A 15,278-nucleotide genomic window follows, 5' to 3' on the forward strand; every position below is an offset into this window, starting at 1 on the left:
CAAAACCTGTAAGGAATTTTAGAAAAAAATAGTTTATCGTTAAAATATAATATGAAAAAAATTAAACATATCAGTCTACTTATCATTTTCAGTCTATTAATGTCATGTAATTCAAACGCTACGGAAGTTATTGACATAGTTCATTCTGAAGGAGACATGACAATGACAATTCGAGAAGCTATTAAAAACGCCAAAGAAAAAGATATCAAACTTGTTTTCGAAAAAGGCACTTACACCTTCAAAACAGATTACGCTATTGGTAAGTACATGTATGTTACAAATCATAGTAATGGGTTCAAAAAAATAATTTTCAATTTTGATGGATTTAACTCTGTTGAAATTGAAGGAAATGGGTCAGAATTTATTTTTAGTGGACAAGCCATGCCTTTCGATTTTGAGGAGTGTAATAAAATTAGAGTTAGCAATATTGTTATAGATTGGGATATTCCTTTCAGTTTTCAAGGTGATATTATTGAAATTAATAAAGCCGAAGAATGGTTCGATTTAAAACCATATACCGAAGGATTTTCTTGGGAACTAAAAAAAGGTAAAATTACATTTCCAAATATTAATGGTTTTAGCTATTCAGAATTAGGAAGCACATTATCACACAATAAAGAAACCAAAGCAGTCGATTATGGTGCTTGGGACATGTCTCTACATCCAGATTCTGTTGAAAAACAACCAAACGGATTATTGCGTTTTTACGCTAAAGGAATAAAACATTATCCTCGCGTAGGTTCTGTTTTACAATCTAAAGGTGATCATGATAATAATAGATACGCACCTGCATTTTTAACCAGAAATTCAAAAGACATTGTATTTGATAAAGTAATAATTCATCACGCTTTAGGAATGGGTTTTTTGTTTGAAAGATCGGAAAACATTAAAATCATAAACTCTGGAATTTATATAAGAGAAGGTTCAGACCGAATGATATCTGCAACTGCAGATGCTACACATTTTGCCAATTGTAAAGGTGATGTTTTAATAGAAAATTGTCGAATAGAAGGTATGTACGACGATGGTACAAACGTTCATGGAACCTATGTAGCAGTAGATAAAATTATCGATAGTAAAACGGTGAGAGTTGCATTAAAGCACAAACAGCAAAAGGGATTTCAGTTTGCAGGAGTTAATGATGAGGTTTGGTTTATTAAACAACCAAATCCGCAACGAAGAGAAACCAATTCTGTAACAAAAGTTAAAGTTATTAATGATGATTATACAGATTTAACCTTTACTTCCAAAATCCCAACAGATTTGAAAGTAGGAGATATTTTAGAAAATAAAACATGGAATCCAAACTTTACAATGCGCGGAAATACCATTAGGGATCATAGGGCAAGAAATATTATTATTAAAACACCAAAGAAAATAATTATTGAAGACAATGATTTGTCATCAATGATGTCTTCAATTATGTTACGAGGAGAAACTTTTTTTTGGTACGAGTCTGGTAATGTCGAAGATGTGCTAATTAGAAATAATAGATTTATCCATTGCGCTTATGGTGGCGCAGAACATGCCATTTTAAAAGTGTCACCAAGACTAGGCAAAACCTTTGATAATTCTGTGCTTTACGATAGAAATATAATCTTTGAAAACAACACCATTGAAACTTTCGATAACCGAATTATTTGGGCAGATAGAGTAGATGGATTAATAGTGAGAAACAATACTATTAAACAAACCTTTACTGAAAAACAACAATATCCTGATGCGTTTATGTTCGATTTAATTAATTGTAATAATGTCGAAATTAGTAATAATACATACGAAGGTAATTCTAAAAATGTATTGAAAGCAGATGCGGTTTCACAAAAGACATTAAAGTTTAATAGCAATAAAGGATTAAAAAAATAAACGATGAAAAAATATATTTTCATTTTTGTAATGGTATTCATTTTTACAGGATGTAAAACAAAGAATGTTGAAACTAAAACTGAGGATAAAAAAGAGGTGCAAGTCGTTTTATTAGCAGGACAATCAAACATGCAAGGTGCAGGAGATTTTGATCAATTAGATCCTTCAGAAATTAAAAGAATTGAAAAGATTTCAAGTCGAGTTTCACTAAGTTTTAATGGTGGTAAGGCAAAACCATTATCTTATTATGATAATAAACCATCAGAAAAATATGAGTTTACAAAACGCTTTGGGCCAGAAATTTTTATTGGTTTAACCTTAGCTGAAAATAATCCTGACCAAGAATTCTTATTAATAAAATGTTCACAAGGCGGAACGGCTTTATATGGCGCTTGGAATCCTAATTGGACAGCCGAAAAAGCAAAAGCTGTTGAAAAACCAAAGAAACAAAATATTAAGCTTTATAATATGCATGTTCAAGATGTTAGGGCCAATCTAAAAGCATTAGAAACTCAAAATAAAACCTATAAAATTATTGGTTTGGCTTGGATGCAAGGTGAAAACGATGCGGCTAAAGAGATTAGCGCAACAACCTATGAAGCAAATCTAAAACTATTAGTCCAAAGTTATAGAGATGAATTTGGTGTCGAAAATATGCCATTTGTTATCGGACAAATTAACTCTAGATATGGTAAGTTTAAAAAACTAGGGCCTGCAATGGTAAGAAAAGCAATGGAGGATGTTGTTAATTTAGATGCAAACGCAGACATTATTAAAACAACGACAGATGCTAATTGGAGCGATTATCCAAAACATACAGATAATGTGCATTACAATGCAGAAGGACAAAGACGCTTGGGAATCGCATTTGGAGAGAAATTAATTATTTTAAACAAATAGATAAAATGAAAAAGGGTTTACTACTTGTAATAATTATTGCTTTTTTCTCGTGTAAAACGGAAAAATCTTCTAATGTTGAAACTTTTAAAAAACCAAATATTGTTTTCGTTTTAGTAGACGATTTGGGTTATGCAGATGTCGGATTTAACGGTTCTAAATATTTTCAAACACCAAATTTGGATGCCCTTGCTAAAGAAAGTTTAGTTTTAGATAATGCCTACATGTATCCAACTTGTTCTCCATCTCGAACTGCAATTTTTACAGGAAAACAATCGTTTAGAACAGGCGTTTATACCGTTCCGGTTTTAGAAAAAGGAACAGCCGAAGAAAATATTTTTTCACGATGGACAGTCGGAAAAGAACATCCAATCTATGCAGAACCTTTAGCAGAAGCTGGTTATAAATCTATTCATATTGGAAAATATCATATCGTTGGCCCATATCCTGAAAAAGAATTAGCCATGCCGTTTCCGTTTCAACAAAAACTAACACAACCAGAACCAGGAGATTATTCTTGGGTAGAAACACATAAAAAACCCGAAATTGCTCAATATTATCCAGAAGGACGTGGTTTTATAAAAAATGTTGGAGGTACTTTTAGAGGTGATCCAGGTTTTGAGGAAGGTGGTTACAAAAGTGTTGCTGGTGGTTATTGGGCACCTTTTAGTAATCCATTTATAAGAGAAAAGGCAAATGATGATTGGTTAACAGACCGATTAACAGACGAGGCTATTGACTTTATGAAATCGCATAAAACCGAACCGTTTTTAATCAACTTAAATTATTACGCAGTCCACAGAGCCATTAGGTCTAGAAGTGACGCTTTGTACGAGAAATATAAAAACAAACCTGTCGATTCTGTTTTAGGTCAAGGTATTGGTAGAAATGCTAAACTAAGAGATTTAGCCATAAAATATGCTACAATGGTGGAGTCTGTCGATGATAATATAAAACGTGTATTAGATTTTTTAGATGAAAGTTGTCTAAGAGAAAATACTATTATCATTTTCACATCAGATAATGGTTACCACAGGATGGCAAGTGCAAACAAGCAATTAAGAGGTGCAAAAGGCGATATTTACGAAGGTGGAATAAAAGTACCTATGTTAGTGAACTGGCCTGAAAAAGTAACACCAAGACGAAGTGATGTTGCGGTAACTGCTTTAGATATTTTTCCAACGTTAATGGATTTATCTAAAACGGAAGATTACGATAGTTCTGAATTAGATGGAGCTTCAATAATACCATTATTTAAAAGTGATGATAAATCACTTAACGAAAGACCATTATTTTGGCATTTGGCAAGTCGTTATAAACACGGAACCTGTTCTGTAATACGAAAAGGAGATTATAAATTAATTCAATTTTTAACTGATGGAAAATTAGAATTATACAATTTGAAAAATGATGCTTCAGAAAGTAAAAACCTTTCAGAAATGGAGTTAGGAAAATCTAAAGTATTGCTGTCGGAATTAGTGGCATGGCGAAAAGCAAATAACGTGCCTTTACCACCAAATTCTGTTTTAGAGTTTTAGGTTAAACCAATTTTAGAATTATAAGTCAAAAGAACATAATCTTGTGTAAAATTAGAATAATATGAATTCAAAGTTTTTAAAATTATCAGTTTTCGTTTGTTGTTTCATGGTATTGTCTTGTAATGCACAAAAAGGAAATAAAACAACCATAACAACAGAGAAAAATATTAAAAAGAAACCTAACCTTATCATTATCCATACAGACGAGCATAATTTTAGAACCATAAGTGCGTATCAAAAATTATTATCAGAAGAGCAAGCTTTTGTTTGGGGAAAAGGGAATAATACCACGACACCAAATATTGATAAATTGGCAAATCAAGGTGCTATAAGCACAAGCTATTATGCTGCTTCACCAGTATGTACACCTTCAAGAGCATCTTTGGTAACAGGTTTATATCCACAAGCAACTGGTGCTCCAAAAAACGGATTACATTTAAGTGAGGATGTTCCAACCTTTGCAACCATTTTAAGAGACCAAGGTTATGCAACTTCTTATGTTGGTAAATGGCATTTGGCAGGTCATGATAAATATAGTTTCGGAATAAAGTATAAAGCAGGATTTGAAGACAATCGTTTTATGATGCGTGGTGGTCATGCACCATATTTCAAACTTTCTAAAGACGGTTCCGTTATAACAGGAATTAATGAAAAAGTCGCGGCTAAATTACCTGAGGAAGAAATCATTCATGTAACGGACTTCTTTACAGATAAAACACTCGAAATTCTTGAGCGCGATAAAGACAAACCATTTGCTATCATGTTATCTATTCCAGATCCGCACACACCAGATGTTGCGCGTCCGCCTTACGATGTTATGTACAAGGATTTAAAGATTGAAGCACCAAAAACAATGTCGCCAGAATACACAGCCATTAAACCATCTTGGGCAACAGATAAAACCAAGAACGAAACTATTGGCAGTAAATCTTTTGAAAATAATAAAGAAAAAAATGCCTTAAAGCAATATTTTGGAATGGTGAGTCATATCGATGATAGTGTTGGACGTATTCTTAAATTTTTGGATGATAATAATTTAGTAGAGAACACCATAATTATTTTTACATCAGATCATGGAGATATGTTTTTTGAACACAACCGAAGAAATAAAGGTGTGCCTTATGAAGCTTCTTCTAGAATTCCATTTTTGATTCGTTATCCTAACAAAATCCCATCCGGAAAAGTGATTAACACCGCATATACAAATGTAGATTTTACACCAACAATATTAAGCCTGATGGATGTAAAAACAGATGTGAAATTTCACGGTTTAGATACTTCTAAAGATTTTACAAATTCAGAAAAAGTAGTAAATAGCGATAGAATTACATATTACGCCAAGTCAGGCGGTTGGTGGGTAACAGCTGTTAGTGATCGTTATAAATTGGTTATTGATAAAAATGAGAAACCGTATTTATTCGATTTAGAAAAAGATCCAGATGAGCTAATAAACTTTTACTACGATAAAGCGTATTCAGAAATAGCAAAAATGATGCAAACAGAATTGTTTAAACAATTAAACAAGTATGATGAGCCTGGATTAAAGGCTAAACAAGGATATGTTACTGAATAAAAAAACAAAATGTATTTATTCTAGGAGACATTGAATAAATCGAGAAGCACATTTCAAATCTATTCTCACATTACTTTAGTAAAAAATTAGTTTTATTATGATTAAAAGAAAATTGAATTATCACGTTTTTGGTTTTAAAATATTATTTTTTTCTTTGTGTTTAAGTATAACATCTTGTTCTAAAGACGAAGTTGCTCCACAACAAGAAATTGCACAAGAAGAGGAAGAAGAAGTGGTAGAAGAGGAAGAGCAGAACAATTTTCCAAGATTAACAGATAACGAAGATCGTTTTTATACAGATAATATACCTAATACAGAAAACACTTTACAACTTAGCGGTATCCAGAGTGCAGCAGACAGTAATTTATTAAATCAAGAAATTCTAAATCTTTCAAATACTGGAGGAGGAATAATTAAAATTACAGGAGGAACGTATTACTTACTTGATGTAAAATTAAGATCGAATGTGCAACTTAAATTTGATGCAGATGTTATTATTCAGCCAGATTTAAGCGGAAATACCTTAAATAAAAACTTAAATATTTTCGACATTGGAAACGAGTTTTTGGTTCAAAATTCAGCAATTACAAATAGCCAACAAAATAGCGTAGATTCAAGCACATGGTTTACAGTGGTTATTCCAACAGGAGATTATAGAGGTGTGCGAGTAGCTGAGTTTAGTTATGCTCATAATTTTCAAATGTCTGGTTTAAAAATTGAAGACACTAACTCTGTTTTTTCGAGTATTGTGTTAAATCTATCAGATAGTAATAGTAAAGATGAAATTTCTAACAATGGCATTATAAAAGATATTATAGCTACAGATAGTCATGTTGGATATGGGATTGTTCAAATTCAAGCAGGAATAACAATTTTGTTTAAAAATCTTGATGGTGAAGGTGGAAGTACATTAAGAGTAGAAACTGGTGTATCAACCATTAATATGGACAATCAATTAACTGTTGACGATGTTGTTGGTCGTAATATAATAGGTCGATTTGGTGATGGTGTGCTAACATTTTCTCCTCATAGAGTAGATCAAGGTCGTGTGGATGTAGAAAATATTGTGGCAATCAATTCAACTTATGCAGTACGTTTGGCTGCTGGTTTTTTAGATAATTCAGGAACATTAGATAATATTGGGACTTTTAACAATTTGTCTTACGTTGGGAATATTACGTGTACAGGTGGAAATGGAGCACAAATAAAATCTAAAGATTATCCGTTTTTTAACTGTGTGGATAGACAGATTATAATTGATAGTCTATGGAATGTAGATGAAGAAAGTAAATCTGGTAAATCCATTGGTGTTTTTAGAGACAATTCAAGCCAAGCAAGTGGATGTGAAGATGGGTGTTATGAGGTTAATATTGAAAATATTAATATAACTAACGATGATTTTGAAAATGGAGCAGATTACATAATTAACAGTATGAAAATAAATTGCTAGTACAACTGGATAAAAATAAAAAACGTAAATAATGAAAATTACATCATATAAATTAATTCTTTTTTTAGTTATTAATTCAATGCTTTTTTCGTGTAATACACAAAAAGAGAAAGTAAAGGAACAAAAGCAACCAAATATTCTTTGGATTTTTGCGGAAGATTTATCGCCTTTTATGGGATGTTATGGTGATTCAATTAATAAAAATGCAACACCTGCTATAGATAAACTAGCTTCAGAAGGTGTACTGTTTAATCGTGCGTACACAACAGCTCCTGTATGTTCTGCAGCACGTTCGGCATTAATTACTGGGGTTATGCAAACAACAACTGGAACACATAACCACAGGTCTAGTAGAGTGCCAGATGTGGTTGTGCCAGAAGCGTTACGTATAAATCTGCCTGATGGCATGAAAACAATACCTGAATTGATGCGAGAAGCAGGATATTTCACCTTCAATAATGGAAAAGACGATTACAATTTTCATTATAATAGAAGAGATTTATACACTGTAAGTACAAAAGACGATTATAAACCAGGAATGAATGGATGGCAAGGAAACTTTCCTAAGCATAAAATGTCTGCAACCCAAGATGCTTGGAGTTCAAGACCAGATAAAAACCAACCTTGGTTTGGCCAAATTCAAATAGATGGAGGAAAAGCGCATGCTAAATACGTTAGAGAAGGAGAAGTTTTAGCTGATAATGCTGTTCCTGTTCCTCCATATTTTCCAAACATTCCATCACAGCAAAGTGCATGGACAGATCATTATAATGCCAATCGTGGTGCAGATGTTAATGTAGAAACCATTTTAAAACAATTAGAAGCAGATGGCGAATTAGAAAATACTATTATTTTCTTTTTCTCAGATCACGGAAGTCCAGTGTCATTGCGTCACAAGCAATTTTGTTACGAAGGTGGTATGTTAGTACCATTAATGATTAAAGGAAACCTTCCTGTTTTAAAATCTGGAACAATTAGAAACGATTTAGTATCGCTTTTAGATATTTCGGCAACTACTTTAGCTATGGGAAAAGCCAAAATGCCCGAGTATTTAGACGGTCAAGACTTATTTGCGGAAACGTTTAACGAGCAGGAGTATGTAATTGGAGCAAGAGATCGTTGCGATTATACTATTGATAGAATTAGAACTGTAGTTTCTGAAGATTATCGATATATTAAAAACTTTTATCCTAACAGACCAATGATGCAAGCTGGTTACAGAGATAAAAAAGCAATTGTAAAAGATTTAAAAAAGGCTTATAATGAAGGAAAATTAACACCATACCAAGCAGAACATTGGTTTGGAGTAAGACCTGTTGAAGAATTATACGATTTAAAAGCAGATCCACATCAAATAAACAATCTTGCTAATAATTCAGAATTTGCTACAATTCTTAAAGAACATAGAGATGTATTAGAAAACTGGATTAAAGAAACGGATGATAAAGGACAATATCCTGAAGATGCTGCACAATTAGAAGCGACTTATAACTTATGGAAAGACAGACCTCGTTTTAAAAATGCGAAGGTAAATCCAGAGTATGATCAGTTTAAAAAATAAGTTAAGATTTTTTTACAGAGCCATTCAACTTATAAGTATAGCTTAAAACAATATAGCGACCTAAACTTTGAGACGTAGTTTCTTCAAAGTAGTTTGTTGTACTCCTTCTATAAATATCCACATCTTTATTTAGTAAATCTATAAGTACTAACTTTACTATACTATTTCTTTGTTCTGAAAAGGAATAAGATATTGCTGCATTCCAAAGTGGTAATTTTTGATTTGAAGAAAAGGCATTGTCAGAAAATAGTATATAATCAAACTGTGAGTTAACATTCAGCTGCTTTGTGAAGTTATAATCTACAGAAGTAAAATACTGTTGTTTGGAGTATTCTCTATTCAAATCTTGTTCTATAGAAAAAGAGGTGTTGTTAATACTATATTCTGCACCAATTTTAATATCTATTTTGTTTTTACGGGTGTTTTCAATAAGTGTACTAAATCGATAGTCTTGCGAGGTAACGTCATTAAGTTCTTGATTAATTAAAGAATTCGACGTGCTATAAGTGGTGTTGTTTTTAAGAGAGTAGCGCAACCCTAAAGTTTTAATTTTTTTACTAAATCTTATGTTGGCATTTAGCAATCTTCTATTACCTTCATTTTTGTAACCTCTTGTTCTTATAAAGTCATCATCTATAGATATGCTTTGTATAATAGCATTTGTAGCATATTGATATTGAAATTTGGACCAAAAGCTAACACCAGATTTGTAATTATTTATCACAGCAAGTAGTGCCAAATTATGCAGTTTTTCGGGTTTTAAATCTGGATTTCCAACTCTAATAAAGTTAGGGTTTAAATCATTAATTACCGTAGAATTTTGCGAAGGATTAGGTGACTTAACAGATTTACTATAATTTATCCTGTATTTATAACCTCTCTTTGGTTTGTATTGCGCAAATGCAATAGGATTAAAATAATACTGATTTTTACGTATTGAGTTTTCTGTAACCACACCATAAGCGCGATTAAGATCTTGCATACCTAAAGCAGAATAAAAATTGAATTTTTTATTGTTATAACTATAGCCAAGTCGTGTTTGGGCACTTAACTCTTTAGTAGTATATTTAAAAGCAAGTGTATCTTCTGTACTAGTTGTGGTTTGAGTATGTCTTGTTTGATTAACGTCTTCTTTTTCAACTTTATTTGTAAAATACGTGTCTAATTTTAAGTAATGATTTTTGGCTATCGGTTCAGTATATTTAAAATTGAAATCTATAATAGAGATATTAAAAGCCTCATTTCTTAAAGCAGAGATATTTCGTGTCGATTCATTAGTATTGCCAATGTTTCTAATGTTAAATGTATTCTGATTATTGTTCTTTGTTAAATCAGTTAATCTTGTATTTAAACCAACTTTAAAGCTTCGTCCTGCTTTAGCTAAGCGTTGGTAATAGTCAATTTTTAAATTACCGTATGTTCTTTTAAAATCGTTATTAAATTTTTGATTATTTGTTGTTGCTAATGCTCCTAAATCGTTAATATAGGTTTCGTCTCTATTGGTGTCTGTAAATGTTTTGTCTGAAGTAATTCGACCTTTTATAGTTAGACTTTTTGTTTTAGACGCTTTATTAATGTAATTAAAATTAAGATTATGTTTATTTATAGTTTTTACATTTTGATTAAAAGAGTTATAATCAAAATTATTATTGTTAGAGAAAGAGATACGTTTAGAGTTTGAAACACCATCATTGTCTGAAAAATTGAAGAAATAATCAGCATTAAAAGATTCTTTATCTTTAAATTCATGACCAATATGTATACCTGTAACTGCAGTAGTTAAGAAGCCATTTAAACTTTTACTTCGTTTAGCATTATTTTCATCCTCTCCAGAGTCGTCATCAATACCATCGGCATTTTCAAGAAAACTTTGAATATTAGAACCTGTAACGTTAATATTATTGAATTTGCCAATTATAGAAAATTGTGTTTTTGAAGAAAACTGATTGTAATTTAAATTACCAAAATAGCGACTATCCAATCCTAATCCACCAGATAGCTTCCCGAAGCCACGATTTTTTTTAGATTTTTTTAAGGTGAAATTAATAACCACTTCCTTATTACCATCATCTACACCAGTTAGTTCGGCTTCATCACTTTTTTTATCAATTACTTCAATCTTAGAAATGGCATCTGCCGATAAATTTTTTAATACAATTGAAGGATCACCACCAAAAAACTCTTTTCCATCCACAAAAATTCGCGTTACTGGTTCGCCTTGAGCAAGTACTTTTCCGTCTGAATCTAACTCAATTCCTGGTAGTTTTTTTAATAAACCTTCAATATTATCTCCAGGATTGACCTTAAAAGAATTAGCATTATAAGCTATAGTGTCGTTTTTAATTTGAATAGGAGCAGAAACAGTAATAACCACTTCATCTAAAGCATTATTATCTTCTTCTAGTGTAATAGTTTTAAAATCTATAAGCTCATTATTATAAACGAAACTTTTAAAATAGGGTTTATAACTAACATAATTTAGTTGAAGTAATAAGGAATCCTTAGGAAGGTCGTAAAGGCTAAAATTGCCATTAACATCTGTTGTTATAGAATTAACATAAGTAGAATCACTTTGTTGTAAAACAGCTACAGATACATATTCTAAAGGTTCTTGACCATAACCAAGAATTTCACCTTTTATAGCAATATTATCTTGTGCAAATGTAAATGTTATGCTTGTTACAAAAGTAAGAAGAGATAGTAATACTTTAGTTTGATGCATTGGTTGGTTGAGTATACATGTAAGTTACTTTGGACTAAGTTAAAGTAAAATGGTTTAATCTAAACTGAAAAAGTCAAAACACAAACGGTTTTGACTTTTAGCAGACTAATTGTTTGAGGCTATTTTTTCTTCTTTCCTTTTTTCTTTCCTTTTGCAGCAAATTCTTCTAAAGACAGAGCTCCATCTTCATTAGTATCTTTTCTTTTCAAAATTTTTGCAGCATCAAATGCTTCACCTTTTTTGTTTTTCTTTCCTTCATAAAAAGCAGTTAATTCTTCTAAATTAATAGACTTATCATTATTTGCGTCAGTCTTATTAAATCGCTTTTCTACTTTAACGTCAATATCTTGTGCATAAGTTTGAGAAAAAGTAAATAATGCTGCTACTGCCAATGTTGTTTTTAAGTATTTCATTTTTTTTAAGTGTATTAAAATTATAGTATAAATATATCTAAGATTGTACCATAATATGTTTTTGTAGGTAAATAAAATGTACGCTTAGATAAATAAGAGCCATTTTTTAAGCCCATCAACAGTGGATTTATAAAATTTACTGCTAAAGACATTTTCTAAACCAATAACAACAATTTTTTAGTAGTTTCATTCGATATTTACATTAAACATTAATTGTTATAGCCACATGACCATCCAAAATGTATTTATAAAAAGTAGTATTGTGCTATTTACTATGATTTTGTTTTCTTGCAAAAGTCAAGAAGATAAACTAGTTGTAAGTCTTGATAAACCAAATATCATTTTGTTATTTATAGACGATTACGGTTGGTCGGATATTGGTTATCGTAATGATGTATTTCAAACACCAAATCTAGATCAGTTTAAAAAGGAGAGTTTAGATTTTAATCGTGCATATATACCAACACCAACTTGCAGTCCAAGCAGATTGTCTATTTTAACAGGAAAGGAAGCTATTAGATTAGGTATGCCAAGACATATTTCTATTGATCCAGAAAATCCAGATGCAGAATATAATTTATGGCCAAGTGATCCTGTGCAACGACCATCTAGAAATTATTTACCACTAGAAGAGATTACCTATGCCGAACGTTTAAAAGAGCTTGGTTACTACAACATGTTTGTTGGTAAGTGGCACTTAGGCCATCAAGGTCGCTATCCTACAGATCAAGGTTTTGATGCAGATTATGGCACAACAGATGCTGGACATCCAAAAAGTTATTACTATCCGTTTTTTAAAGCTAAAGACGATCCAAAAGGATTTTTAAAATCTGGACTTAAAGAAGGTGACTACCTTACAGATGTCTTGACGGATGGTGCCGTCAACTTTATAAAAGATTATGATAAAGACGAACCGTTTATGTTGTCTTTTTGGTATTATTCAGTGCATGGTCCATCCATTGGAAGAGAGGATTTACTAAAAAAATACCAAGATGCAGGATTAAAAGGGAAATACGCACATCATGCTGCAATGGTAGAAGCGATGGATGAATCTGTTGGTCGTGTTAGAGAAGCAATAGAAGCTAAAGGAATAGCCGATAATACAGTAATTATAATAATGTCAGATCAAGGAGGTGCTTATACAAATGCGCCATTAAGTGGAGGTAAAAAAGGAGGGAACGCTTTAGGCGAAGGAGGCGCAAGAGTACCATTGTTAATAAACTATCCAGGTATAACAAAAGCAAACACAGAAACAAATATTCCTGTACAATCTATAGACTTATATCCAACGTTAATGGAAATAGCTTCAGGAAAAAAATACGATAATAAAGACATTCAAGGCGTGAGTTTAATGCCAATTTTAAAAGGTGAAACTATTAAGAACCGAAGTCTATACTTCTTCCGAAGTTATGAAGACCAATATGCAGCAGTTATTAATGGGAATTGGAAATTAATAAAATACCATAGCGGAAAGTTTCAACTTTTTAATGTTGCTGAAGATATTAGCGAACAAAACAATTTAATTGGAACAGGATTAAAAATTGAAGAAGAATTAAAAACGAATATTGCTGCATGGGAAGCTGAAGCAGTGCCGGAATACTAAATAATAACGAGATGAGATCATTTTTAAAAATCACTATAGGTCTATTGTTGGTTACAAATGTTTATTCGCAAACCTTACCTTTAGATAACACATTTTTTAATCCAACTATAGGAGCTGAAACACAAACTATTTCTGCATCTGGAGGAACGGGAGACGATTCGCAAACACTTCAAAACGCTATTAATACTGTAAATACTGCAGGTGGTGGAAAAGTAATTGTTAACGCAGGGATTTATAGAGTTTTGGAAGTTAATTTACGGTCTAATGTGCATCTTGAAGTTAATTCTGGTGTTACGTTTTTACCATTTAATCCTTCAGCTTCGGCAAATAATGCTTTGTTTAATGCAGATTTAAATACCGGAATAAATAATTTTAGTCTTATTGGTATTGGAGGTAATTTTACTATAGATTTTACAGCATTAGCAGCTACCATCAGGATAAGAGCTATTTCTTTCAAATATTGTAGCAATTTTAAAGTCTCTAACTTTAATATAATAGATAATTATACTGAGTTTTCTTCATTAGCTTTTGGTAGTAATTACACGACCACATCTACAGCATCAGGCACAAGAATTAATAATATTAGAGGTATTCCTAATGGAGGAATTATCGAAAATATATCTATGACCAATGGACATTATGGCTTTGGATTAGTACAAACACAAGGTGGTAAAAATTTGTTGTTTAGAAATTTGTCAACGGTTGGTGGTGCTACACTCAGACTAGAAACAGGCTTCAACTTATTACAATACACAGAGCTTTATAATTTTAATGATATAAAATTAGATAATATTTGGGCTAGAAATATCGCATGTACCAATGGACAAAGTGCTTTGCAATTGTCTCCACACACCTTAAGTCAAGGATATTTTAATGCTGAAAATATTACTGCAACTAGCTGCGAAATGGCTGTAGTTTGGGCTGCAGGGTTTGCTACAAATACACAAGAGACAGATGGTTTAATACCAGGTTCTTTTGATGAGACTTCTAAAATTAGAAATGTAACCGCAACTTTTGGACAAAATGCTCAAATGAGAGATTCTAGATTGCGTTATATTCCTTGTCAGTTAAGAGTGGAAAGATCTGGAGGTATTGGTGTAGCATCAGCCTTAAACACAGATGGAGAAAGCAGAACTGCGCCTTCTCCGGGAGCAGTACTTAGCGAAGAGGACAGGCCAGGATATTATACATTAGATTTTCCAGATACAGAAGTTACTGCAATTGGGTACAATATTGCAGCACATTACTTGCCTACAAATGCTATTTTTAAAAGCAGTGTTGATGATTATGAGGTTTGTAATGAATCTGTAAACGGAGTAAACTTTTTTATACCTAATGGCTATCAAAACACACCTAATCCTAGAAATCCATTAGAAAATGGAACACTATCAGTTACTAATCTTGCATTAGAAAGTATCGTTATTTATCCAAACCCAACAACTAATATTTTAAACATTATACTACCAAATAATATGGAAGGTGGAGCTGTTCAGTGGTATAATATTCTAGGAAAACGGGTTGGTAGTTACCAATTGCAATCACAAAATAAAATAGACGTTTCGCATTTAAGTAATGGAGTCTATATTTTAAAATTTGGTAAAACTGGTATGGTGAAGAAAGTTGTAATTAATTAATGCTTCAACCATAAAATTTAA

10 protein-coding genes are annotated in these 15,278 nt (G+C 31.9%); 8 read left to right on the top strand and 2 right to left on the bottom strand.

Annotation, left to right across the window (positions count from 1 at the left end; genetic code table 11):
* Nucleotides 1-51 precede the first annotated feature (51 nt).
* From ASC41_RS12175 to ASC41_RS12200, 6 genes are all read left to right on the top strand, one after another.
* Complete coding sequence (locus tag ASC41_RS12175; protein WP_055436922.1) at nt 52-1,866, top strand: alpha-1,3-galactosidase-related protein; 1,815 nt, start codon at nt 52-54, stop codon at nt 1,864-1,866.
* A 3-nt stretch (nt 1,867-1,869) separates the two neighbouring features.
* Nucleotides 1,870-2,766: a sialate O-acetylesterase gene (locus tag ASC41_RS12180; RefSeq protein WP_083477199.1), complete on the top strand. Its 897-nt coding sequence runs from the start codon at nt 1,870-1,872 to the stop codon at nt 2,764-2,766.
* Between the two features lie 5 nt (nt 2,767-2,771).
* Nucleotides 2,772-4,301, top strand: a complete 1,530-nt coding sequence (locus tag ASC41_RS12185; protein WP_055436924.1) for a sulfatase — start codon at nt 2,772-2,774, stop codon at nt 4,299-4,301.
* Between the two features lie 61 nt (nt 4,302-4,362).
* Entirely contained in the window at nt 4,363-5,874 is a 1,512-nt protein-coding gene (locus ASC41_RS12190) for a sulfatase family protein (RefSeq protein ID WP_083477200.1), read from the top strand.
* 97 nt (nt 5,875-5,971) lie between these two features.
* A complete protein-coding gene (locus tag ASC41_RS12195) occupies nt 5,972-7,324 on the top strand; it encodes a hypothetical protein (RefSeq protein WP_055436926.1) in 1,353 nt (450 codons plus the stop codon).
* A 31-nt stretch (nt 7,325-7,355) separates the two neighbouring features.
* A complete protein-coding gene (locus ASC41_RS12200) occupies nt 7,356-8,885 on the top strand; it encodes a sulfatase family protein (protein ID WP_206542926.1) in 1,530 nt (509 codons plus the stop codon).
* Between the two features lies 1 nt (nt 8,886).
* Here the strand turns inward: ASC41_RS12200 and ASC41_RS12205 are convergent, their stop codons facing one another.
* Nucleotides 8,887-11,607, bottom strand: coding sequence for an outer membrane beta-barrel protein (locus ASC41_RS12205; RefSeq protein WP_055436928.1), 2,721 nt, complete (start codon nt 11,605-11,607; stop codon nt 8,887-8,889).
* A 119-nt stretch (nt 11,608-11,726) separates the two neighbouring features.
* Complete coding sequence (locus ASC41_RS12210; protein WP_055436929.1) at nt 11,727-12,020, bottom strand: EF-hand domain-containing protein; 294 nt, start codon at nt 12,018-12,020, stop codon at nt 11,727-11,729.
* Nucleotides 12,021-12,246: 226 nt separating this feature from the next.
* On the opposite strand from ASC41_RS12210, the gene ASC41_RS12215 reads away from it, so the two are divergent.
* Both ASC41_RS12215 and ASC41_RS12220 read left to right on the top strand, forming a co-directional pair.
* Nucleotides 12,247-13,623, top strand: a complete 1,377-nt coding sequence (locus tag ASC41_RS12215; RefSeq protein WP_241489665.1) for a sulfatase — start codon at nt 12,247-12,249, stop codon at nt 13,621-13,623.
* Nucleotides 13,624-13,634: 11 nt separating this feature from the next.
* On the top strand, nt 13,635-15,257 hold the full coding sequence (locus tag ASC41_RS12220) for a T9SS type A sorting domain-containing protein (RefSeq protein ID WP_083476207.1): 1,623 nt from the start codon (nt 13,635-13,637) through the stop codon (nt 15,255-15,257).
* Nucleotides 15,258-15,278 lie beyond the last annotated feature (21 nt).

Source organism: Lacinutrix algicola (assembly GCF_001418085.1).
GTDB classification, from domain to species: Bacteria; Bacteroidota; Bacteroidia; order Flavobacteriales; family Flavobacteriaceae; genus Lacinutrix; species Lacinutrix algicola.